Here is a 23,050-nt window from a genome sequence, read left to right as displayed (position 1 = left end):
CTGACACCGAGGCAGAGATGGTTAACGCGGTCACTTCACTCCTCCTCGTTGCACCGTCAGACCCGGCTCCCGACGAAGGGCGATGGTCGAGATGTAGACGACGAACGCGGGGAGGCGCACAATAGTGACAGAAACAGGAGGCTGTGAATATGCGCGACAAAGCTAAGCGGGTAGTTAAGTTCTCTGCGCTCGACAGCCGTATCAAGAGCGGCAAAGCCGACCCAGTCTCCGACGCCCAGCGAGCATCGGCTGCGCGCATTCGCGTATCGGTGGACAAGCGACGCGGTCGCGACACCGAGCCCTGGATCAAGGACCTAGCCAAAGGCTGATCTCCCGCAGTCGACGGGAACAACGGACACGCGCGGCTAGAACCTAAGCGGTGATGGCGGAACCGTTTGGACCAATCGGTAGGTTAAACAAGGTTCAGCGTCGCTGCGACCCGGCGAGATGTACTACAGCGCACCATCGAGTGGTTGTCGCGTATATCCAGCGCTGCTCTCTGTTCCGAGGATGACTGAATGGCCAAGAAGAACAGCCGCCGAAACCAGAGCCGCCCAGCGAAGCCAAAAGCCACGCCGTCAGCGCCCCGCCATATCGCGGAAGATCGAGCCCTCGTTGAAGAGCATATGAAGAGTCAGCCATTTGTGCTGATGGCCGCCGACGCTGAGTTGGCTCCGATCGAGGCCGAGAGGCGGGCGGAGCTGCTGTCCGAGCTAGATCTCGTCGAGGCGTTACAGATGCTCGCGAAACTGTGGTCGAGATTCGACATCGCGTGGCTGCACGATCAAGAGAGGCCGCTGCAAACAAGGCTGCTCGACAGTATCGACACACAGTGGGCTCGAGATTTGAAGGCCCGTGTCAATGGAGGTGACCATCTCCTGACCCCCCGCGCACTAGGTCAGCTTGTGCGAGAAGTCCTGGAAAGTGCAGCCACCGGGTCCGAAGGCCAACCGACAACGAATGCGAATCTGGTGCATCTGTTGTTGTCGATCCACACCGAGCAGTACCGACACCCCTTCAGCGAGGATGCGCTCGCCTCATCAGCGACGCTGGACCGAGTGAGCGCCGAGTATGGATCTCTCAATCTCGAGCAGACCATCGCCAAATTGCGGGAGACCGTCCCTGAAGAAATTGCCAATCTACTTGCAGACATTACGTTGAGTCCGCATGTGCTGCGGGCAGAGACCGAAGACACTTGGTTCGCAAAATGGCCAGACAAAGTTACGCATCCCGATCTCGGGGCAACGCCATCAGAGGCGTTTGAGAGGGCGCACGAGGTTCCACTGACCCAGTGGTTGGTTCTAGGCAAAATTATCGAAGAGCGTGCGCGACAGGGGCTCCTGAAGACCACACGAGCAGAGTTGCGAGAGGCTGGCGCATCCGACATCGCAGTCAACAGGTTTCTTGATGAGATGACACTCAGCGTGGACAAATACAGGATCAAGCTTCGCACCGACCGCGTACGCGGTTCGGTTCACCAGCAGCGTTACACACTTACCCAATACCCGTTCGTCCGCATTGATGCCGACAGCGTCCTGCTGCTTCGCTACCAATGGGCAATAGATCGCTTTTTCGGATCGCATCTTTACTGGTCCACCTTCGCGAGACTGCCCGGCTACAAAAATCCAGCGCCCAAGTCGAAGTCCCCGGCAGAGGCTTTCAGCCAAGGCATGGACCATGTATTCGAGCGCAAAGTAGGCGATGTTCTGTCCAACATCGCCAGTCGAAGCGGGATGGCGCAACGGATAATCACCGAGAGTGAGCTGCAGGCGGCATGGACCGAACGCAGCTCATCTCCCGCGTCAGCGTGTGACTGGGTGATTAAGGCAGGGAACGTGTGCCTGGTCGTTGATGCCACCAATCATGCGTTGGATTTCTTCCTCGCCCAAGGACTCGGAACGGTGGATTCGTACGCCGCTGACATGGACAGGACTTTTGCAGCCCCTGGGGGAAAGTTCGAGCAGCTTGCCAGCACCATCGAAATGCTTATAGCCCGAGGGCCTGCAGATTTCGGACTACATCCTAAGACTGTCTTCATGCCCTTGATTGCGCTTCCCGCTGGGGGTGTCCCGAACCTGTCGAGCACTGACCTGGATCTGCAGCTGAGAAGCAAAACCACACTTGGCAGGTTTGACGGTCGAATATTGGCACCTGCAGCAGTGCCGCTTTCCGAGCTACAGCTGATCGAAGGCATGGCAGGCAAGCCGGGATTCCCAGACGCCGTCAGACTTCTCACGCAATGGCGCTTTGCGTGCACTAAGAGCCCAGTTCCCATTCGGCTCAGAGACTTTCTAGACCAGGCCCTTCCGACTCCGAACCGCCCGCTGCCTGGTCGGATCTTGAGCGCTAACGCCGCGTTGTTGTCTCGGCTCGATGCGGCGGCAGTCGCCTCGTCATGATCAGCGATCTCCCTTCTCGGTACTGACTTCGACGCCGGCGCTGCGGTCGCCCTTGCGGGCCTTCGGCGATGATGATGCGCCTGCGACGGGTGCGCCGATGGGGTGGGCGTTGTCGCGATCAGCGGCGAGCCGGGCGGCGATGGCGTCCGGATCGACGCCGGCGGCGGTCAGCGTCGCCGTCAGTGCGTCGCGGCGTTCCTTCGAGTCGTACTTGAACGGGACCGCAGGCGGCGCTAACGCTGATATGACATCGACGTGGGGACGTCCTGCGTTCGTCCATTCCCCGATCAGTTCCGTTCTGGCAGCGAGGTAGTCCTCGCGGTTCGCCGATGCCTCGCTCTGCGCGAACTGAGCTGCAAGTGCGGGCGCGTGGTCGGCGGCCCATCCTTTCGATTGCGCTACCTCCCAGCCAGTGATGATGGTTTCGCGGGCAGCGTCCTGTCGGCGGCCAACCGTGTCGACGTAGCGTTCGGCGTCGCGCGGTACAGCCTGTTTGGCCCACTCCAACGCGTCCGCGAAGTCCTGCTTTTCGCGCGGTGAGGGTGCGGGCTCTTGCGCGCTTTGCGCAGTAGCTTCGATCGTCTGGCGGCGAGTGGCCGACTTGTCGATCGCGTCGGCCTGTGCGATGGCAGCGGCGGCGTCGACTCGCTCTCGGGTGCCTTTGTCGGCGGCGCGTTCCTTGTCGCGTTCGGCGGTGACGCTGCTGATACGGGCTGCGAGGTCGTCGGGCAGGCCGGCGAACGGTCGGGCGTCGATGCCGTAGCGGCGGGAGATCTGATCTTGCATGTGGGCGATGCCGTTGGCGCTGCCGTTGTGGATGAACTGGTCGTGGATTTCCGCGATCTGGTGCTCGGCGGCCATCTCCCACCACCAGTCCTCGTAGGCGAGATACAGCGGTGGGATCGGGCGGTTCAGGCCGGCGGCGTCGGAGTCGGTGCAGAAGTACTCGGGCGTCCAATCGCCTGTTTCTTTGTCTCGGGCGAGGTAGACCGCCCAGTGGGCGGGTGCGGCGTCGATTGTCTCTCGATCGACGTTCTCGCCGCTGGCCTGCCGGAGGTCCCAGGTGGGAATGAATCCTCGGCCGGCGGGACGGTCGTCGACGACGGTGAAGCCGCGCTCGGTGTACGGCTCGGACGCCTTCTCGCGGGCGATGCGTTCGTTCATCACCGCTTCGACCTTGTCCGCGATGGCTGCTCTGTCGACGCCGAGCTTGCTGGTGTCGATTCCGTGCCGCTGCGCCAGCTGCTCGTCGAGGCGGGTGAGGGTGTCGGCGGCGAGCGGTGATTGGTCCTTCCAGGCGTACGCGGTGCGGTAGGTGTTCGCAAGGATTTCCGGGGTTGCGGCGGTCCACCAGCGCGGTGAATGCACCGGCCGTAGTTGAGCCTCTGCGGAGGCGCGTTCGGCACGTAGGCGGGCAGTGAGGGCGGAGGCACGCTGTGCGCTGTCCTGCTGCGCTTGTCGGAGTCGGTTCTCGCGTCGACGTGCGATGTCCTGGCCAGCGAGCATGGCGACCTGGAGGCTGGCGCGGAGGGCGCGGGCGAGGTCGTCGGTGAGGGCGTCGGTGGGGTGGGTCATCGGTGTTCGTCTCCTTCGGATGTGGCGGCGGGTACGAGCTCAGGTGCGGGGGCGGCGGTTCGCGGATCTGCGGGGGTGCCGAACAGGGCCGGGTCGGGCGGATCTGCGGGCAGCGGCGGCAGGGACGTCTTGTGGCCGTGTTTGACGCTGCAGGCGGAGAACGGGCCTTGCGGGTCGAACAGCTTGCTCATGTGGTGGTCGGCGTGATCTCTCCACCACACGCTCATGCCGGTGTTCGGGTCTTGCCTCAGGTGCTCCCACGCTCGCCAGAGAGCGTCGAGCCGGCGGTACGCCTCACCGTGCGCCCACCACTGCGGGCACCACTTCTTGCTGTTGCCGTCGACCACCTCGCGGCGATAGTGCGGCCGGATCATCTCGTCGACGAAGTCGAGCAGGGTCTCGTACACCGGTTTTGCTTCGGCGTTGTCGGCGTCTGCTTCTGCTCGACGTGCTGCTTCCTCGAGGTGCGCCGCCAGTGCGCGTGCCGTGGCGGTCTGCATCCGTTCGTACAGCTCGGGTGTCAGGGCTTCCTCGAACTGTGCCTCCGCGATGGTGGCGAGTTCTTTGCTGATGCGTCTGTTCACGCTGTGCTCGACCAACGCTTGCAGGCCCGGTGGCAGCTCTTCCGGCTCCGTCGACTCGAATCTCGTTGCGTCGCCGCTCGTCTCGGACCCCTGGCCGAACGGCGCGGCGTCCTCGAACACTGGAATGTCGTCGTAGGGCGGCGGTTCGTCGGGTGGCGGGATCTCGCTCAGCGGATCGAAGTCGGGATCGTCCTCGCTCATAGCGGCGTGGCTTCGGTTCCGCTGAACTCGGGTGTCTTGTCGAGTCGCACGGTGTCGACCCGGTCGTCGGCGGCCTTGTCGGCTCGCTCCTGCGCGGCGGCCACAGCGTCTGCGTAGGGGCCGTTGCTCCACTGCACGGTCTTGATCAGCACCGGCAGGTTGCCCGACGAGCGCACGAGGGCACGGCCACGGGGGAGTGCTTCGAGGGCGTCTTCGGTCAGGGTGCGCACCTTGGTGCGCTGCCGCGATTGCGACCCGCCGCCGCGTCCGGACGAAACCGATCCGGAGAGTTCGTAGTGATCGCCCACGGCGGTGGACATGTTGCGCAGGAACGGTCCGTCGTCGACGGCGACGCCGCCGCCGTAGACCTTTACGTTCGCGGCCGACCATAGCGCTTTCATGCCGTCCTCGCCCCAGCACCGCACTCCCTGCGACCACGACTGCAGGATGGACATGATGATGATGCCGCGCGAGCCGAAGTGGCTGTAGAGGCCGGGAAGCTCCTGCCAGCGAACGACATTGGCGACTTCGTCGAGGGCGAACAGGACTGGAGTCCGGAGCCGGCCGCCTTTGATCTCGCTGGCATAGTCGAGGATCTCGTCACAGACCGCGACGGTGAGGGCGGTGACCAGCGGCCCGACTGATCCGACGCCTTCCTTCGACAGGCTGTACAGGGTGTCGGTCTGCGACCGCGCGAACGTAGCGGGGTCGAACTCGGGCCGGGTATCGCCCGGTCCGGTCCGCTCGATCCAGGGGTGCACCGAGCTGAGCTTGAGGCAGTTGATCATCTTCTTCGCGGTGGTGAACACGCCGCTGCGTTGCTTCGGGGTGGCGTTGTAGTGCGCTGAGAGGCCGTCTGCCATCAGGGAGTAGCCGCCCTCGCGGAGCAGCTGGATCGGCTCGAGGTTCTGTTCGTCGGTCACCCACCGGTACACCTGAGTGATTCCGTAGTGGGAGGTCGCTGCAGCGAGAATCAGTGACGCGAGCAGGTCCTCACCCTCGGGGTCGAAAAACGGGTCCTTGCTGGCAGCTTGTCCGTCCGCGCCGACGGCAAACTGCTTGGCCAGCGCCGCGGCTTTGCGTTCGTGCACCGATACGTCGCTCAGCACGTCGTCGATGTCATCCGTCGCGGCTGTGGTCGCGGTCTCCGATCGCACCCAGGACAGCGGATCCCAGAACCACGTCGGGGGCTCGTGCGCTACCCGCTGGGGATCGAAGACTCGGACGGTGCCGATCTCGGCGCGGTATGCGCGGGTGATGTCGACGACGTCGCGTTTGTTACTGGTGGTCAGCACCGACCCGATCGCGGCGAGGATCGCCGGAACGACTCGGGAGGTGGTCTTACCGGTTCGCGGGCCCCAGATGTCGACGTGCGTGGATTCGATATCGGCGTACAGCCTGGCGTTCGTTCCGACCATGACACCGAGCGGAACCCCAGGTGGGCAACCCTTCTCGATCGGGGTTCCGAGCCTGTCTGCTGCTGCGCGGCAGGATTTTTCGGTCAACGACCGGACGTCCTTGATGGAGGCGAGGTATTTGGCGGCGTCGTCGACGCGGCTGCGGCCGGCGCGGCGACGCGCGAGGACGACCGCCGCCACCCCGAGCAACACCAGCAGCAGGAGGGTGAAGAACACCGCGACGATGGTGGCACCGGTCGGCCACACCAGATCGCCGGTGTAGAGCTGGGAGACGACCTCGGCGGGGTTCGCCGGCACGTTCTGGTCGGTATCGGACAGGACGCTACCCAGATGCAGAGAGATCGACGCTCCGCCGCCGACGAGTACTGCGGCACTGGCAATTCCGCCCAGTAGCCACGTGGTGGCGGTGTCGTTCGTGGGGTCTTTGACATCGCCGTTCATCGAACGACCGCCATGGCGTGGTCGACGGGGCTGCGGAAGAGGTTTGAGTCGCGAGCAGATACGACTTTCGAGAATCTAGCGGGCATGTTCGGGTCCTCCGGTAGGCACGACTTCCGTCGCGATCCACACCACGCTGAGCGCAGCATCGACCACGGGAATGGACTACCGGGGCTGCCCGCACGACGGACCCGATGGAGCAACTGTACAAAATGGCCGGTCTGAGCGCACGTAGCAAAGGCGGTAGACGTCGTGTGCCCCGCAACGGGCAATGAAGGACACGCCACGGATGGCTGCCCGCGTAGATCATGGGGAAGAGACGGCCTATGTGAATATGCCGTTCGGGAACCACGATTCTCGTGGAGCGCTTGGCGGCGGTAACGCACCTTTATGGGCTGACACCGTCGGTCGATTAAACTAGCTGAGACAGCAGGCGGGGAACTGATCGGAGAACGAGTGTCGGGAATTTCTGAGGACGAGACTCCCCAGCTTGATCTGACCGACCCTGAATTTGCGCTCCTCTGGCCGCGAGAAGTTTTTCTCACCGAGGCCATCGACATGATGAAGTCCGAGGCAAGTCGGCGTTCGTTCCGCGCCGACTACGAGTTTCTACTTTCCGAAGCGTTCGCTGGCTCTGCTCCGGCGAGAGAATACGCCGCTGCCGCAAGTGCTCTGAGCTGGGGTACATCGAGGGTCTTTGGCACCGTTCCCGTAGTTGGCGAGCTCGTCCATCGTGCCGATGAGTTGACCTCACAGACTGCCCGTCGCCCGTACTTTTCTCATCGCCGTAGCCCCTCTCCTGGAAGTACCTCTACTTCGGTGAGCCCGAACTGGGAGGTAGCGAAGGGCCGGTTCAATTCGCTGGTGGCTCGTTGGCAATCCGGTGGATACTTCGGTCAGGAACTACCCGACGGATGCGTCGATGTGGACGATGATCTGACGGAAGAACTGACGGAAAGGCTCGCAGGAATGTACGGCGGGCCGCCACCCCACCTCACGCACAACAGCTCCGCAGAATGGAGCGACGATGACTTTCTCGACCTAGTGGAGTTGCTGCACGACGTCGCTGCACGACCACGGAATCGTCATTACCATGACTACTCGCAGTGTGGCTACCACTACTCGAACCACTCCCTCCGGACGGGACAAATGCTTTACCGCATCCGGGTAAACGAGATTTTCGTCCTCGCCAATCTTCCGTACCGGCTTGCCACCGACGGAGAAGACGTGGGCCGTCTAGTAACCATGACCGACGATGCGCGTGCCGAGCTCCTCCTCAAAGCAGCGGAGCAACCGACGAACTCACTTGCTGATCAAGTCGGCCATGCCATCAGCCTGTACCGATCACGGGCCTCGACGCGCGAGGACAAGATATCTGCGATACGTGAGTTGATGGCTGTTCTCGAACCGGACCGATACACCGTAATGAAAGGCACAGCGGCCGAGAAGGACAATGAAAGTTTGTTTCAGATAGCAAACAAATATGCCATGCGGCACAACAAAACGTCCGAACTGCGTGACTACAGTACGGCTTTTTTGGACTGGATGTTCTGGGCTGCTTTGGCGATGGTCCAGCTCTGCAAGGAGCTGAAGGCGGAGACTTCGAGGCGTTGACTGGTGGTCAACTTACGTTCAACGTCTACCTGTATGCCAGGCTTTCTGAATGGTGTGTGCTACGTCAGCACATTGTTACCGGCTGAGTCAATGGCCAACGCCAAGCTGTGCGTAGACGTGGGTCGGTTTATCGTTGTCCGTATGAGTAAGGCTCGTTCCGCAGTGCCGCAGTGAACAGTTCCTTGGCTTGCTCCGTGTCGTATCCGACGAGTCGTGCAATGAGGGCGGCGGCGTACGAAACAGAACATGCCTTGGCTTCGGAAAATGTTTGTCCATCGAGAGTGATTGTTACGCCATAGCCATCTGCGGCAGTCCAGACGTGATCAAATTCCGAGTGGGTCAAAATGCTGTAGTACCGAGCCACGGCCTTTCCTCCGACTGAGGTCGTCGGCCACGGCGCGAGCGCGATACCAGCGCTCTGAGCTGCTACTGAGTCCATCTCGAGCTGAACAAACGACGTGCCAACCTTGGCTGCAGCCTGAGTAAATCCATTCAATCCCGCCTCGCAGTACGACTCACACGCCTGGACGCGTCGCCCGTCTGCATCTCGTTTAGCTGCTGCGTCACTTGCGATCGATTCGAGATCATCAAAAGGACTGCTCATTCCCCACCCTTAATAGTTCTAGACTTTGCGATGAATATCGTCGACCGCGCTTCTGACTTTGGCCAATGCGCGTACGGCTTCTTTCACTGCCGAGTCGAGGTTGCTGTATTCCCGCGAGTATGCACGGTCGCCAGTGAACCCGCTGCCCAAGTTTCGGAAGTCACTGATCACGCGCTCGGTGTCGCGTTTCGCGCTGTCGAGACTCCGGCTAGCATCTTTGCAGAGCTGCCTAACCTTGTGGATGTCCAGTGCCATACGCGTATCTTTACTCATTAGGACTTGCGCCGCCACCGCTATCGACAATTTCTTCAACCAGGCCGACACCGCACCCGAGTCTCACGCTCGATATCGAAAGTCAGAGACTTTCCAGCCGTTCGGTGTGGTGATGACGGTCGCCCGCCACGGTTCGACTGGCCGCTGTGTCGAGGATCCGTCGGCGTGGAGCACTCGTTGCCGGCATTCGAGGTCGACGATCACCGTCCGCATTCCGGCCGGCGGGGCGGTGGCACCCTCGACCGGCCAGCAGGTGGCGGTGAGGGTGTCTTTCGAGCGGGCCCAGGCGTCCCACTCCCTGTCCGGGCGCAGCTCGGTGGTGCTCTGTGGCCCATCGAGAGTGTCGATCAGGGGTGTGGTGATCCACGGCCGTGCGCGGGCGAGCGCGTCGGCCTTGCTGGCGTCGACGGCGGGTTGCCAGGACAGAATGGCGTTCATCGCTGTCGTCGCAGCGCCGGGGGCATCGAGGCCCGCGGGGTCGAGCGGGTCGATCTGGACGTGTGCGTCGGTGCCTTCGGGGATCGGATCGGAATCGGGTGATCCACCGCAGCCCGCGACAGCGAGTACCGCGACCGCGGTGATGGCCGCAGCGATCAGGAGTCGTCGAGGACGAACCAGGGCGGTGCGAGCGTGGGTGTGGAGCTTCATGAGTTCTGCTTCCTGTACTTGGCTTCGCCGGCGATGATCTTGTCGGCGTACGGGCGGGTCTGAACGACGTAATCGGTGGAACCGGTGGGGAATCCGCCGGAGGAGAGCACGGCTCCTTCGCCGGCGTTGTAGCCGGCGAGGTACAGCTCGGTGGGTCCGTTCGGTGCGGACACGCGACCGTCCGCGATCCCGGCGTCGATGGCCTTGGCGATATCGCACATGTACTGGCCCTGGGCCATGACCGCGTCCCCGATGGAGTTGACGTCGACGCGTCCGTCGCCGTCGTAGTCCTTGCCGTAGGTCGCCCAGGTTCCCGGCATGAACTGGGCGGGCCCACCGGCACCGGTGGAGGAGACGGGAGCGTTTGCGCCGTAGGCGAATCCGTTCTCGGCGTCGAGCTGAGCGGCGATGAGCGAGGGTTTGATCTGCGGGCAGATCCCGCCTGCTTTGCGGATCCACGGTTCGAACTCGGGCGGGACCGATCCGTCGGCGAGATCTTCGCCGAGGCCTCCGCCTGCGACGGTGCAGCCCGGTGTCGTGGCCGCAGCGTTCGATCCCGCTCCGCCACCGCCGGGTAGCTGTCCCCAGACAGTGCCGGCGTCGTCGAAGCCGGAGGCGTCGACGGTGATGTGGACGTGGTTCATGTGGTTTTCGTTGTCCGAGCCGCGGTCCTCCATCAGCGAGGGCTCCTGGCCGGGGAAATGAATGGTCTGACGCCAGATCGCGTACTCGAGGTGGAAGAAGTCCGCGTTGGCCATGACGTAGTCGAGGACTTCGTTGCCGAGCGCGACGCCTTCGCCGGAGGAGTAGTTCGGGATCATCGCGTCGACGGCGCGGCCTTCGGGGTGATCGGTGGCCGCTCCGCCGTTTGCTCGCCACCCGCCGAGGGAGTCGAGCCGGTCTCCGAACTTCATGGCCAGGGCGCGCATCAGCCGTTTGGTGCCGACCTGCAGGTTCGCTTCCGAGCCCATCGATGCCGGTGTCGGTGTCGAGAGGTCACCGCCGCCTGGGGTAGCGCCGGCGAGCTGGTCGACCGGGTCAGCGGGGGCGGCTGGTGCCGGACTCGGCGCAGCGGGCGCTTGTCCCGGTGCCGGGGCGGTTTCGTACTGGGCGAGGGGGTCGATGGCCTGGCCGCCGGCGTGGCCACCGTCCCAGATCTCGAAATGCAGGTGCGGGCCGGTGGATTGGCCGCGGTTGCCGATGGTGGCGATGAGCTGTCCGGCGCGCACGGGTTGGCCGGCGGCGACGGTGAAGGTGTCGATGTGGCCGTAGACGGTGGAGATGGTCTTGCCGTCGATGACGTGGTCGAGCACGACCCACTGCCCGAAGCCGGAGGCGTTGCCGGCGGCGTTGACCGTTCCGTCGGCGGCGGCGTAGATCGGGGTTCCGATCGGGCCGGCGAGGTCGATGCCCTTGTGCATCGACCCCCACCGCTCACCGAAGCCGCTGGTGAACGTCACTTGGGCGGGGTCGACGGGTTTGATGAACGAGCCGGGCGCGGCAAGGAGGTTGCCCTGCGTCTGTCCGGTTGCTCTGCTCCCGGGCATGCAATCGAGTGCCCCGATCGCGGCCTGGTCTTCTTCGTCCTGGGCGAGGAAAGCCATCATCACGACCAGGCTCATCATCACCGCGACGACGGCCGCGAGCACACCCGTCACGGCCGACGAGGAGGAGGAGGACGATGAGGACGCCATCAGCTGGTCGCCGTCCCGAACATCGACCCACTGGTGCGCCTGGCGGAGAGCCGGTGGTTGAGCTCGGCGGCGGCTTCGAGGGCGCGGCGCAGTTCGAGGACCTGCTCGAAATCGGCGCGCGGGCGCCGACCGGAGTCGTTCACCCACCCGCGGACCGTCGTTTCTGCGACGTCGAGGTGCTGGGCGACGACCTTGCAGGCAGCGGTGAACGAGGTTCCCTTCTCGATCGCATCGCAGACGGTGCCGATCGCGGCGTCGCGGGTGTCGTCGTCGACGATCCGGTACTTGCGGCGTTCACCGCCGCCGAAGTCGGTCATCGGGTCACCGCCGCACGGCGCTGCTCTTCGGCGGCCGCGTCGAGCCGCTCGTCGGTGTCGTGGATTCCGGACTTCTTCTCGGCCGGGGTCACCCACACCCGGAACGGGACACCGGGACGGCCGCCCTCACCGAGTTTGAGCAGGAAGTGCCCCATCCCGGAGGGTGGCTGCTTGACCGCTTCGAGTGGTTCGGCGATGCGGTCGGTGTCCTCGACGTGCTCGTGCGGGTCGACGGCGTCGCAGTACCGCGCTTCGCTGTCCTGGTGCACCCATTCCGGTGTCTGGGTGCCGGCGAGGTAGAGCAGCGACCGTGAGCAGTGCTTGCAGCGGATCCGCGCCGCGGTCATCGCGGTCGCGGCCGAACCCAGGTCGGCCGAGTCCGACCAGTTGGTGAGCATCGTCTTCTCCCGCTCGGAGAACTGCATGACCTCCGAGAGGCGGGCGACTTCGCTGCGGGGGATGGGGCCGATGATGCGGGCGCGGGAGCGTTCGAAGAATCCTGTCGCACCGACTTTTTCGAGGTCGGCCACCGAGTGGCTGACCGCGATGACGCCGACGCCTTTGGTGCGCTGGAGGCGTTGGACGCCGTCGAGGCGGTCGACCATCGTCGGACCGCACGAGAGGACCTGCCAGAGCTCGTCCATCAGGATGGAGAACGCCAGGTGTGGGCCGTTGCCGCTGGTGGCGCGTAGGTGCGCTGCGTCGACGGCGGCGAAGCATTCCGACCAGCCCGAGACCAGTACGGCGGCACGCATCAGGGAGTCGCCTTCGGGGACGGCGGACATGTCCAGGCAGGTCGAGGGGTTGTCGATGTCGATCCGGACGGTGGTGTTCGAGTCGAACGTTTCTCCGAACCGGCCTTTGGTGAGCGCGCGTAGGGTCCGGAGCAGTGGTTTGACCTGACCGCGGTATTCCTCGGCGCTGTCCGCGACGACGTCGTTCTGTAGCTCGTCGGGGCAGCTGTCGACGAGGTCGAGCAGGTCCGACAGGCGCGCGGGCCGCTCGACGTCGTGTCCGCGGCCACCGTCCGAGGCGGGTGTGTAGAGCAGGCGGATGCCGGAGTCGATGACTGCTTCTTCGTAGTCCTGCAACGGAGAACGGCGGACGATCTCGCACAGTGCCAGTACGAGGTTGACCTGACGGAAGTGCAGTGCGAACTCGTAGCGGCGTCGCAGGTCCGGATCGATGGTGATGTACCGGGCCAGGGCGACTCCGATCGGGCCGGGGTCGAGGGGGTTCAACGATCCTGTGCCGTAACCGACTTCGTTGACCCCGGTGGTGCAGACCGCTTCGGTGAGCTTGCGGCCGTCGGGCTTGACGTCGCCGGGCCACATCACTCGGATACCGGCGGCGATGTCTCCCAGGGCGATGCGGCGCAGCAGGGTCGATTTCCCGAATCCGTTGAGCGCGATGATGATGCACGCCGGGGCGGTGATCGCGCCGCGTTCTTTCGCGGCGAGCGGTGAGAAGCCGACCGGCGCTCCAGTGGACAGGTGCGGTCCGAGGATGGGTCCGAGGATCGGGGCGGAGGCACCGAAGATCCACGGATACAGCCCCGCGACCTGCTTGGTGGTGCCGCGGTACTCGACCGGCGGCAACACGATGGCCATGCGGCCACTGCTTGCGCCTTTGAATCCGCGTGCGTCGGATTCGGTGAACCGCGCGGTGTCGGTGCCGTCACCGAGCAAGGCCAGGTCGCGGTCCCGGTTGCGACGGTGGTTGGCGTCGCGGTTGAGGCGGGCACGCAGCCAGAAGGCGGTGATACCGGTCGCGGCCGCGCACCGCTGTTCGAGCGCGGCGCGGTCGGCGTCGGACATGACCTTGTACTTGTCGACGCGGGTCGATGCGGGCTTGGGCGGTCGGGCGTGGGTGGTGGGCACCGGGGTGGTCCTCTCGATCGGTCGACGACGCAGCAGTGGTGGCGGGCGGCGTGGATCAGCCGTCGGCCAGGCGCGGCAGGGAGGTGTGTTCGGGTGCGGAGACCCCGACCCCGAGACCGACTGCGAATGCCGCGTCCTGCCAGTAGTTGCTGCGCCGCACCGAGAGCAGGGCCTGGACCGAGACGTCGCGCAGGATGGCATCGATACGGGGAACGTCGGTCGTTTCGGCGGGTCCGGTGACGGTGATCATGACCGCGAAGCGGGTCATGCCGTGCCCGAGGGACTGTTCTTGCTGGGCGAGGTTGGCGGCGCGTTCGTCGTTGACGTCGCTCATGTTGTCCAGGCCGGTGCGTCCGGATCGGCGAGCGCGGGCGTTGCGGTAGTCGCTGGCCGCGACGTCGGCGGCCTCGCCGGCGGGGTGAACGCGGTAGATGATCGTCACCCGCTTGTGCGGCAGTTCGGCGTGCGGGCGGATCAGGCGTTCGAGGACGCGTTCTGTGACAGCGCGTTTCGGCGCGGCCCGCATTTCCCAGGTCACCGACACCGCGCCGTCGTGCAGGTAGCGATCGCGTTTACGGAACGCCGTGCGTGGCCCGCAGTCCGCCCAGTTCAAGCCGGTGCCCTGACCGGAGTAGAGAGCGGCTTCGACGGCTTCGAGGGCCGCGGGATCGTAGGAGCGGCGCACCGTTCCGGCGACCTCGTCGGCGGTCATGGGGGTGCAGATGACCCCGGCAGCGGCTGCGGCGGAGGTGATTTCGGGGAGGCGGCGGGCGATCTCCACGGCTTGCTCGGCGGGGTCCTTGCGGCGCTCGTCGGTCTGGGCCTCGAAAGTGATGGCCAGGCGGGCGGCCATCCGGACGCCGCCTTTGGCGGTGCCGGTGGCTGTTTCGTACATCGACTGGCGTGCGAGCTCGGGGGCGTCGCGGCGAACGCGGCCACGGACGGTCTCCATCAGCACTGTGCCGGTGTCGGGAACGGTTTCGAGTACTGCTGCCACCAACGGGATGTCGGAGACGTCGCCGAATGCGGTGAGCTGCTGTCCCCAGTTGTTCACCGCGCGGTCGAGGTGTTCTTGGTCGAAGTTCTCTCCGCCTTGCGGCTCGGCGGCGAGCTGGACGGTGTAGATGTTCTTGTCGGGCATGTGGATCATCGAGAACGTGCGGCCCGCGGAGTCGATGGCCTCGTAGAGGTCGGTACCGGCGAGCACACCCGGTAGCCGCAACATTCCCCCGGGCACCTTCGAGAAGGCACCGGAGGCGTAGGTGTCTTCACCGCGACGGCTCGAGGTCAAAGCCGAACGCCAGCCGGAGAACCGGCGGTGTCCGCTCTGCCCGTCCTTGTTCATCACCATCGGCACGAGCACCACCGCACCGGCCGCGACGACCAGGCCAGAGGCCATCAACGATCGCGTGAACAGGTATGTGGCGATCATGGCCACGGCCACGCCCATACCGATGATGGTCACTGCGAAGCTCACACCGAACGCGCCGCCCGAACGCGGCAGTCGCCACGCCCCGTAGGTCGTCGGGCGTCTGCTGGCCTCACTCATATCTGGAATCCCCTGTCATCGTCGGTGTTTCCCAAGTTGCGGTCGGCTGCTCCGTCGACGCCGGACCCGAACGAATCCGGGGCCGATCCACCCCCGGCGGCCGGTCCGCCGGCGTCGGTGGCCCGCCCTGCCGTTTCTGCTCCGGAATCGCCTGCACCGGTACCGCTGGGCATCGATCCGTCGCCGCCTCCGCCGTCCGATCCACTGCTGCTCGGTCCTGAGCTGTCACTTCCGCCGCCGCCTCCACCGGAGGGGCCGACACCGAAGGACGCGGGGACCGATCCGGCCGAGCTCGACGGAGCCCATCCCTCGACTGCGCCGCCGCCGGCCGCGCCGCCCGCTGCGCCTCCGGCGGCACCCGCGCCTGCGCTGGCACCACCGGTAGCGGCCATGCCGCCGATCTGGACAGCGGCACCGGTGAGAGCGGCTGCGGCTGCGAGACCGCCTGCACCGCCGGAGGTTTCGGGAAGCAACAGCTTCATCAGAGACGGCAGCACCAGTGCGGTGCAGGCCAGCAGGAGCGCCCCGATAACGGCGGTCATGATGCCGCCGTCGGCTTCCTGCGAGGGTGCCGATTGGGCGAAGAGCATGGCAGAGATCCCGATGACGAACGCGCCGACCGGCTTGAAGAGCAGAAACGCCAGCGTCCAAGCGATCAGGCGGTCGTACGCTCCTGCGCCGATCCGCGTTCCACCCGCGGCGGCGACGATCGGCAGGAACGCCGAGACGACGACGAGCATGCCCATGCGCATGATGAGCAGGAACGCCATCAGCAGACCGCCGAGGATGCCGATCAGTCCGATGACGAACAGCATTGCGATGCCGCCCGATCCGGTGAACACCGTGATACGCACCATCGCCTCGACGAGCTTGGCGGGATCGTCCCCGACGGTGGAGGTGATGAACCAGCTGCTCACCCCGTCCGAAATCCGGGTGCCGATCACCACGAAGAAGCCGATGGAACCGGAAATGATGGTGGCGCGGGCGAGTTGGCGGAATCCTTCCTCCGAGACCTGCCGGATGGCTCCCGATCGGGCGAGGGCGAGCTTGCCGCCGAGCAGGATGATCGAGACGATGAGGAACGCCAGCTGGATGTCGTAGGTGTAGCCGCCGACAGTGGACAGCACGCTCTGGTACGCCTGTTCGTTCTGTCCGGGAATCTCGATCCACCAGCCCAGAGCGAATTTCAGTGCCGCGCCGCCGGCTTCGCCGAAGCTCAGGCCTGCCTTCTCGAACGCACCTTCGGCGACGTTCTTGACGGCGTTGATCGGTGCTGCCGCGACGTCACCTACCGCGTCGAGGCAGCTCGGCGCACCGTCGGTCACGCCCGTCGCATTTGCGATCTCACTGGCTATGGAGACGCCGAGCCCGACGGCGTTCGAGCACGTGGAGGCTGTGGCGGCGTTCTCGACGAATGACGGGTCATCCGGCGGCGGGTCCTGTGCGGCCGCGATGCCGGCGTTACCCGCGACCAGCGCGAAAACAGCAACGAACATGAGCGTGGAGCGCAGCAGGTACGCCAGAAGCGTTCGGGGCGTGTGGGTTACCACCATGTCAGCCACCCCGGCTCGAACGGCGTCTGGTCGGCGGTACCGCCGACGGTGGATCCCTGCGGGGAGTTCAGCGGTCGGACCTGGATGACCCATCCACGGTCCTCGCGCCAGATGAAGTCCGAGAACACGCGCCGGTACTGGGTGGAGCCGTCCTTGAGGGTGGCGGTGTAGCCGAACGAGACGCGGGTGAGGGCGTCGGTGTAGTTCAATTTCAAGGAGGGCAGGGCAACGTATGCGGAACCGTCCGCGACGGACCCGAGAACGCCGGTGGCGTTGTAGCGCTTGGCTTCCGCGATGGTGCCGGTCGGATCGTCGGCCCGACCCGACGCTGCGATCATGTCGATGCGGTCGTTTCCGCCGGTGAAGTAGGCGATGTAGTGCGCCGCAGCCAACGCAGCACCCTGGGGGGTGTGGCTGAATCCTGTTGCCACACCGGAGGAATCGATAGCGGTCGGCCCGTCGGAGGTGGAGAACGGCAGCACCATGTTGCCGTGCACCCGTTGGAGCATCACCCCTTCCGGAGCGGTCTCGGGCGTGCGGCCGGCGGGGGGAGTCTTCTGCTCGAGGACGACCCCGTTCGGGTCTTTCGGGACGTAGACCACCCGGTCGAGGGAATCGAACTCGGGATCGGGCTCGAACAATCCGGCAGTGTCCTGCGGGGTCACCTGCGCCGCGGTGCCGCCGTCGTCGAGGGGGACCAGGGGTGTGTCCTGGTCGCGGGAGAGGACCACCAGGCTCACGGCGAGTCCGGCGAGCATGATGACCACCACCATCCCGACGCCGATCCAACCGACGGTGCCGATGCGCTTGCCTTCCGTCTCGGTCGGTTCCGTTGCAGGCGTGGGATTCTCGTCGTAGTGCGGTTCGGTCATGGCCGGGTTCCTTCCAGGTCGACGATGTCGGCGGGAAGGGCAACCAGATCCTCGACCGGGTTGGTGTCGCTGACCGGGAGAGTGAGCTTCCAGTCATCGCCGGACCAGGTCACCGGGGTCAGGGTCGAGGCCAGCGAGTCGTCGGGAAAGCGCTGAACGATCGAGACATCGGCGGCGTCGGCCGAGTACTCCTCGATCGTGTAGCCGACGATCTCGGGGGCGACGGAGGGATCGATGCCGCTGGTGGAGACCAACGCCCGGTTCCCGGCCCACAGGTCCCGGCCCTGCCCAGGAACGGTCACGGCGGGAAGGATCTCTGCCCATCGTCCGTCGACGGCGGTGGCGAGCTGGACCGATTGGTCGATCGCGGCCAGCGCTGCCCCTTGCGGGGTCTGGGTGTAGCCGGTGAACGGTGCTCCCGGGGACGAGGTCGGGCCATCCACTGCGCCCAGGGGCACCGCAATGCTCCCTGCTGTGGTCCAGGACGCGATATCGGGTGCCCGGTGGATATCGATGCTCGGTGCTGCGGGAGCATCGCTTGGCGGCTCGGTCTCGTCGCTGCCGCAACCGGCCAGCAGGAGGCCGACCGTGATCGCGGTGGCCGCACCGGCGGCCAGGTATCGACGGCCCGTGCGGGGGTGGGTGGCGATGGTCATTGTCCGCCTTTCAGAGGTGGGTTGATGCGTTCGATGTCGTCGACGACGCTGGGGTTGGGCTGCGGATCGTTCGAGACGGTGCCGGTGGAGTCGAGCAGGGCCGCGGCGATACCTCCGGCGGCGACGGCGGCGAGTATCCAGCCGATGACTGCGGCGAAGAACTCCGCCGAGACGGGCGATTCGACACCGGGGGTGTGCTGGTGATCCCAGGCCATGCGGGCACCGACGAAGATGATCTTTCCTACGCAGGCCACCGCGACGAGTCCGAGCATCCACCCGAGAGCGGTGTTGATGTTCTCGACGACATCGGCGGGCATGGCCAGGACAGTCCCGCCGTCGGTGGCCCCGGTCATCCGCCGGCGACGGCGTTGAGGATGGCGTTGGCGCTACCGGAGACGATCGCGCCGACCAGAGCGCCGAGCAGAATCTTCGGGGCTTGGATCGATCCCTGGTTCCACTTCTCCCAGGCCATCTTTCCGCCCGAGAACACGATCGCGGCCATGCAGGCCAGCAGCACTCCCCACAGCAGCCAGTTCAACAGTTTGAGCAGTCCGTTCGCACCGGGCGGGAGTTCGGCGGTGACGTTGAATTCGATGGCCTGGACCGAGAAGTCCTGCACGGCCTGTGCGGTTGCGAGAATCATGGGCGATCATCGAGCCTTTCGTGTCGTATTCGGGGAAGCGGTGAACATCGGTCGCATCAGTGCTGCGGTCCGAAACCGGTTGTGCTGCAAAGGCGCAACGGGGGATTCAAGTGAAGCTGGCAATGAACTGGTAAGCGGCGACGGACGCTACGAAGGCGAGCGCGGATCCGATCAGCCATTTCGTGTTCTCGGCTTCGCGGCCGTCGTCGTGTTTGTAGGTCCACACCATGCGTCCGACTCCGACCGCCAGCGCCGCCACCGAGACGACGCAGAGCGAGAGCAACATCCACCGAAACGTCTGCGAAGGCGGCACCCCGATGGGTGGGGGTTCTATGACTTCGGCCAGCGTCACGGTGCTCCGGGCGACGGTGAGCGCGGCGTTCACGAAGCGACCTGTCCGCTGAACAGCGACGGGATGCGTGCGTGCACGGCGTTGGTCAGGGCGATGCCGACGGTGTGGATATCGGTCGGTAGCGCTGGGTTGGGGGCGGTTGCGTCGGCGGCGAGGGGATGCCAGCGCGGGAGCCGATCCACCGACGCCGAGAGCAAGGTTCGATGCCATCCGATGTGCCAGGACTGCTCGAACGCCCCACCGACGACGTCGCGGTGTTGGCGTATCGGCTTGTCCAAGGTGGGGGCCGATGCAACGGTGATCAACCCGAGGAGCTCCGATCCGGACCCGATCTCCCCTCGCTGGTGCGCGAGAGCGAGATTCTGTGCGGCAGTGAGCGATTTGAAGCTGTCGCGTGCGACGATGACGACGTACGGGGAGACCCGTTCGCGGTCGTCGCCCGGTGGCCACGATCCTTCGCTGTCGGCGGTGAAGGACCAGAACTGTTCGAGGGTGCTCACCCCTGCTTCGCGGGTGGCACCGAGCAGCCACAGCGACGGTGAGATCCACTGTGCCGCTGAGTCGGTGGTGTCGATTATTTCGGTCATGCTTGCTCTCGCTTTCGTTGCTGGTCGGTCTCGAGGTCCGCGGCGGCGAGTGCGAGGGCCAGCGCGGCAGACGCAGCGGTGGACCATGCGGCCGTCGTGGCCGGGGCCACGCGGCGGTGATCGAACAATCCGGGTGCAGCCAGGGCACTGTCGAAGGGCACCTCGACCAATGCGCCGAGAACAGGGCTCAGTCCGGAGCGGACGGCGGTCAGATCGACGCTTCCGGCGGGGATGGTGTGGGAGATGACCACGATGGTGCGCGCGAGCGCATCCGCTCCGTGGGCGGCACGGATGTGCTCGAGGCGTCCTCGTAACCGGGTGAGTGGTTCGGCGCGTGCGATCGCGGTCAGGACGAGCACGGCCTGTCCTCGCAGGCTTGCCACGCGCGGTGCGTCGAGCGCCGTGCCGACGTCGTAGATGCGCGCTGCTTTGCGTGAGGCGAAAATGCTGTCGATCAGGGTCAGGTCGCTGCGGTCCGAGGTAGGTCCGCACACGGTTGCGTTCGAGGTGGTGGCGGCGCTGCTGACGGGTAGGCCGGCGGTGACCGGGGTGTCGAGGGTGTGCGCGGCGGCGCGCTCGAAGAGGTTGCCGCCGTCGGTGGTGGCGTCGGCCACCACGACCGGAAACTTCGGCGTGGTCATGGCGGCCGCGAGCCCGAGGGCGGTGGTGGTCGAGGACGCACCACCGGCGGACGACCCGACCACGATGCAGACCTGCTGCGGCGGTGGGGTTTTGCCCGGGCGGATGGGAACCACGGTGCTCACCGAACCTCCTCGACGTTGCTGATGGCGTAGTTCGCGCCGGTGCGCACGGTGGTGATCCGTGAGGCGATGGCCGATTCGGATCCGGACGGTGTTCGCAGTGCGAGTGCGACGGCATGAACGTCCGGGTTGTCGGTGGCGGCGATCGTCACGCAGTGCTCGGTACCGGCCGGGGTGCGGTCGATGACGGCCTGGATGCGTTCCGGTGGTGCCGGAGAGACCATGAGGGAGGCGACGGCCGTACCGGAGCGCTCCACGTAGTAGGCGTGCTCGAACGCTGCGATGACATCGACCGCGTTTCCGCGTCCCCCGGCGGCGTCGGTGGTCGTGGCGTCGGGGGTGCTGGCAGCTGTGCAGAAGGGAGCGGGGGCGGCGCTGGTGGGCGCGGTGGTGCTCGCTCTCGGTGCGGCGGTCGGGGCAGCCACCACGGTCGAGTTCGTAGGGTCGGGTGCGTCGTCCTGGCCGTTGACGACGACGACGGCACCGATCAGTGCGGCGGCCGCGACGCCGGCAGCAGCGATCCATGTCGGGGAGATCCGTCGACGCGGGCGCGCGGGCGATGGCGGGTGCTGCGATGTCGTGTCGTCGACCGGTGGAGTCGGCGCGGGTGCGGTGCGACGGCGACGAAACCGGCGTTGCGGCTGGTCCATCACGAGGCGGTCGGCCGGGACGTGTGCGGCGACCCAGTACGGAACGGGAACGGTCTCGGGGGCGATGTCGCCGAAATCGTGGTCGGCATCGGCGTAGGCGTGTTCGGTGCCGAGGTCGTGTGCCGGATCGGTTGTGGGGGAATCGTTGTCGCCTACTGCTGGCATCGCCGGTAGCGCAGGTGCGGGGGTCGTCGATGGGTGCACGGCGGAGTCTGCGGCCGGCTGCCACTGCGAGTGGTCGAAGTTTTCCTGGGGGTCAGGGAACAGCATCGTGCTGTCGCGGTGATTGTCGGTCGCCATTGTTTTCTCCTGTGTCCCTGAGACGTTCGATGAGAGCGCGAGGGGTTCGGGTGGAGTGGGAGCTTCGGGAAGGCCGGTTCCGGCCGCGTGCGGGTCGGTCGGAACGCGGCCTTCCCGAAGCAGGTCACTGGGTAGGTCAGGCAGGCACTGCCGGAGCGAGTGGGTTGGACAATCCGGCGGCCGCGAGAGCGTTGTCGATGGCGGCGAAGGCGGGTGCTGCATCGGCCACCGCGGCCTGCACCACAGGCGTTGCGTCGGCAACAGCCGCTTGCACCGCGGGGGTCGCGTCGGCCACAGCGGCATCGACGGTGTCGAGTGCCTGCTGGCCACCGGCGATCTGTGTCGTGACGAATCCGCGTGCGGTGTCGACAGGGTTGTCCGGAACGGTCCAGACCGGGGCGGCCTGCTCGATGACCGGGGCTGGTGCGGGAGCCGGTACGACCGGTGCCGGAGCGGGTGCCGGTGCGGGTGCCGGTGCGGGTGCCGGTGCGGGCTGCGGGAAGTCCGGCAGTTCGATCTTCTGCGGCTCGCCGAGATCGCCTGCACCGTAGGTCGTTCCGAGCGCAACGCCCGTAGCGAGACCGACTGCGCCGCCGAGAGCGGCCGAGGGCACACCTACGACCACTGCACCGATGGCAGCTCCCGCGGCAGTCCCGGCGACGCCGGTGGTGATCGGTGCGATGCCGGGGGCGATCGGGATCAGCCCGCCGGCGAGAGCGCCGCCGATACCGCCGATGGTTCCGCCGCCGAGAGCGCCGACCGCAGCTCCAGGTGTTCCGGCGGCGATAGCGCCGGTGACCAGGCCCGCGCCGCCTGCGGCGATCTGAGCAGCACCGAGGCGCTGGGCGCGGTCGGTCGGGACACCGATCGAGCGCCAGAAGTCGGTCACCTGCGCTTCGATGACGGCCGTGGAGTTGTTGGTGCGGTCACGGTCCTGGTCGGAGAGCCAGCTGGGCTGATCGGCGTAGAAGTCACCGATCTTGACCGTCTTGTCCGGGGCCGCGATCGGTGCGGTGGGGTCCTCGATAGCGGTCGGGCCGTGGAGGGTGTTCACGTTTAACGGAGCGGCGGGTTCAGCCGGTGCGGCCGGTTCTGCAGGCTCGACCGTGGTACCGGAGTTGTCCGAGGTCGTCGCCGTGCCGCTGTTGGTGCTGGTGGAGTCGTTGTCGTAGTACGCGTCCCAGGTCTTCCATTCGGTCTGGTCGTACTGCGCGGGCGGTGCAACCCAGTAGACACGCTTTTCGGGCTGCGGTGCGGGGGCGGTCAGTTCACCCTGTGTGGACGGTGCATCGGAGGTCAACGGGCCCTGGGTCGACGGGGCTGCGGTGGTGATGTCGCCCTGGGTTGCCGGGGCGTCTCCTGGTGCGGCCGATGCGGTGCCGTAGCAGAACACGGCCATGACCGATGCTGCGGTCGTGGCGGTGGCGATTCGGGTCAGTGACCGGGTGGGAATCTTGTGAGTGCCCATGAAGAAGTGGACCT

23 protein-coding genes are annotated in these 23,050 nt (G+C 65.8%); 3 read left to right on the top strand and 20 right to left on the bottom strand.

Going from position 1 to position 23,050, the window contains the following annotated elements; translation table 11 throughout:
* Positions 1 to 149: 149 nt before the first annotated feature.
* Together J2X62_RS24530 and J2X62_RS24525 are read left to right on the top strand one after the other, a co-directional pair.
* Positions 150 to 329: a hypothetical protein gene (locus J2X62_RS24530; RefSeq protein WP_310184067.1), complete on the top strand. Its 180-nt coding sequence runs from the start codon at positions 150 to 152 to the stop codon at positions 327 to 329.
* Between the two features lie 189 nt (positions 330 to 518).
* Positions 519 to 2,399: a hypothetical protein gene (locus tag J2X62_RS24525; protein WP_310184066.1), complete on the top strand. Its 1,881-nt coding sequence runs from the start codon at positions 519 to 521 to the stop codon at positions 2,397 to 2,399.
* Here the strand turns inward: J2X62_RS24525 and J2X62_RS24520 are convergent, their stop codons facing one another.
* The 3 genes from J2X62_RS24520 to J2X62_RS24510 are packed head-to-tail and all read right to left on the bottom strand — an operon-like array spanning position 2,400 to position 6,618.
* Positions 2,400 to 3,974, bottom strand: coding sequence for a hypothetical protein (locus J2X62_RS24520; RefSeq protein WP_310184065.1), 1,575 nt, complete (start codon positions 3,972 to 3,974; stop codon positions 2,400 to 2,402).
* A complete protein-coding gene (locus J2X62_RS24515; RefSeq protein WP_310184063.1) occupies positions 3,971 to 4,759 on the bottom strand; it encodes a DUF4913 domain-containing protein in 789 nt (262 codons plus the stop codon). The genes J2X62_RS24520 and J2X62_RS24515 overlap by 4 nt, the downstream gene beginning before the upstream one ends.
* On the bottom strand, positions 4,756 to 6,618 hold the full coding sequence (locus J2X62_RS24510; RefSeq protein WP_310184061.1) for a TraM recognition domain-containing protein: 1,863 nt from the start codon (positions 6,616 to 6,618) through the stop codon (positions 4,756 to 4,758). The genes J2X62_RS24515 and J2X62_RS24510 overlap by 4 nt, the downstream gene beginning before the upstream one ends.
* 453 nt (positions 6,619 to 7,071) lie before the next feature.
* Between J2X62_RS24510 and J2X62_RS24505 the strand changes: the two genes are divergently transcribed.
* Positions 7,072 to 8,229 carry a hypothetical protein gene (locus tag J2X62_RS24505; RefSeq protein ID WP_310184059.1) on the top strand — a complete coding sequence of 386 codons (1,158 nt, stop codon included), beginning with the start codon at positions 7,072 to 7,074 and terminating at the stop codon, positions 8,227 to 8,229.
* A gap of 127 nt (positions 8,230 to 8,356) precedes the next feature.
* Here the strand turns inward: J2X62_RS24505 and J2X62_RS24500 are convergent, their stop codons facing one another.
* The 17 genes from J2X62_RS24500 to J2X62_RS24420 form a co-directional block, all read right to left on the bottom strand.
* A complete protein-coding gene (locus tag J2X62_RS24500) occupies positions 8,357 to 8,833 on the bottom strand; it encodes a hypothetical protein (RefSeq protein ID WP_310184057.1) in 477 nt (158 codons plus the stop codon).
* Positions 8,834 to 8,851: 18 nt separating this feature from the next.
* Positions 8,852 to 9,088, bottom strand: coding sequence for a hypothetical protein (locus tag J2X62_RS24495; protein WP_310184056.1), 237 nt, complete (start codon positions 9,086 to 9,088; stop codon positions 8,852 to 8,854).
* 81 nt (positions 9,089 to 9,169) lie between these two features.
* On the bottom strand, positions 9,170 to 9,754 hold the full coding sequence (locus tag J2X62_RS24490; RefSeq protein ID WP_310184054.1) for a hypothetical protein: 585 nt from the start codon (positions 9,752 to 9,754) through the stop codon (positions 9,170 to 9,172).
* Positions 9,751 to 11,448: a peptidoglycan DD-metalloendopeptidase family protein gene (locus tag J2X62_RS24485; RefSeq protein WP_371832766.1), complete on the bottom strand. Its 1,698-nt coding sequence runs from the start codon at positions 11,446 to 11,448 to the stop codon at positions 9,751 to 9,753. The genes J2X62_RS24490 and J2X62_RS24485 overlap by 4 nt, the downstream gene beginning before the upstream one ends.
* Positions 11,448 to 11,765 (bottom strand): hypothetical protein, encoded by a 318-nt coding sequence (locus tag J2X62_RS24480; protein WP_310184053.1) that lies wholly within the window; start codon positions 11,763 to 11,765, stop codon positions 11,448 to 11,450. Before J2X62_RS24480 ends, J2X62_RS24485 begins: the two co-directional genes overlap by 1 nt.
* A complete protein-coding gene (locus J2X62_RS24475) occupies positions 11,762 to 13,645 on the bottom strand; it encodes an ATP-binding protein (protein ID WP_310184052.1) in 1,884 nt (627 codons plus the stop codon). The genes J2X62_RS24480 and J2X62_RS24475 overlap by 4 nt, the downstream gene beginning before the upstream one ends.
* Before the next feature lie 55 nt (positions 13,646 to 13,700).
* Positions 13,701 to 15,194, bottom strand: a complete 1,494-nt coding sequence (locus J2X62_RS24470; protein ID WP_310184051.1) for an SCO6880 family protein — start codon at positions 15,192 to 15,194, stop codon at positions 13,701 to 13,703.
* On the bottom strand, positions 15,191 to 16,747 hold the full coding sequence (locus J2X62_RS24465; RefSeq protein ID WP_310184050.1) for a hypothetical protein: 1,557 nt from the start codon (positions 16,745 to 16,747) through the stop codon (positions 15,191 to 15,193). Before J2X62_RS24465 ends, J2X62_RS24470 begins: the two co-directional genes overlap by 4 nt.
* A complete protein-coding gene (locus J2X62_RS24460; RefSeq protein WP_310184049.1) occupies positions 16,738 to 17,619 on the bottom strand; it encodes a hypothetical protein in 882 nt (293 codons plus the stop codon). Before J2X62_RS24460 ends, J2X62_RS24465 begins: the two co-directional genes overlap by 10 nt.
* Positions 17,616 to 18,275, bottom strand: coding sequence for a hypothetical protein (locus tag J2X62_RS24455; protein WP_310184048.1), 660 nt, complete (start codon positions 18,273 to 18,275; stop codon positions 17,616 to 17,618). The genes J2X62_RS24460 and J2X62_RS24455 overlap by 4 nt, the downstream gene beginning before the upstream one ends.
* Positions 18,272 to 18,628: a hypothetical protein gene (locus J2X62_RS24450; RefSeq protein ID WP_310184047.1), complete on the bottom strand. Its 357-nt coding sequence runs from the start codon at positions 18,626 to 18,628 to the stop codon at positions 18,272 to 18,274. The genes J2X62_RS24455 and J2X62_RS24450 overlap by 4 nt, the downstream gene beginning before the upstream one ends.
* Positions 18,625 to 18,918 (bottom strand): hypothetical protein, encoded by a 294-nt coding sequence (locus tag J2X62_RS24445; protein WP_008720862.1) that lies wholly within the window; start codon positions 18,916 to 18,918, stop codon positions 18,625 to 18,627. The genes J2X62_RS24450 and J2X62_RS24445 overlap by 4 nt, the downstream gene beginning before the upstream one ends.
* A 106-nt stretch (positions 18,919 to 19,024) precedes the next feature.
* A complete protein-coding gene (locus tag J2X62_RS24440) occupies positions 19,025 to 19,303 on the bottom strand; it encodes a hypothetical protein (protein WP_310184046.1) in 279 nt (92 codons plus the stop codon).
* A complete protein-coding gene (locus J2X62_RS24435; protein WP_310184045.1) occupies positions 19,300 to 19,857 on the bottom strand; it encodes a hypothetical protein in 558 nt (185 codons plus the stop codon). Before J2X62_RS24435 ends, J2X62_RS24440 begins: the two co-directional genes overlap by 4 nt.
* The gene (locus J2X62_RS24430) at positions 19,854 to 20,621 is read right to left on the bottom strand and encodes a hypothetical protein (protein ID WP_310184044.1); all 768 of its coding nucleotides are present in this window, start codon (positions 20,619 to 20,621) and stop codon (positions 19,854 to 19,856) included. Before J2X62_RS24430 ends, J2X62_RS24435 begins: the two co-directional genes overlap by 4 nt.
* Positions 20,618 to 21,568: a hypothetical protein gene (locus tag J2X62_RS24425; RefSeq protein ID WP_310184043.1), complete on the bottom strand. Its 951-nt coding sequence runs from the start codon at positions 21,566 to 21,568 to the stop codon at positions 20,618 to 20,620. The genes J2X62_RS24430 and J2X62_RS24425 overlap by 4 nt, the downstream gene beginning before the upstream one ends.
* Positions 21,569 to 21,704: 136 nt before the next feature.
* Entirely contained in the window at positions 21,705 to 23,036 is a 1,332-nt protein-coding gene (locus tag J2X62_RS24420) for an insoluble domain protein (RefSeq protein ID WP_310184042.1), read from the bottom strand.
* Positions 23,037 to 23,050 lie beyond the last annotated feature (14 nt).

The organism is Rhodococcus sp. 3258, assembly GCF_031456475.1.
Taxonomy (GTDB): domain Bacteria; phylum Actinomycetota; class Actinomycetes; order Mycobacteriales; family Mycobacteriaceae; genus Rhodococcoides; species Rhodococcoides fascians.
The sequence above is the reverse complement of the archived record's forward strand: the minus strand, read 5'-3'. Positions and strand labels throughout refer to the sequence as shown.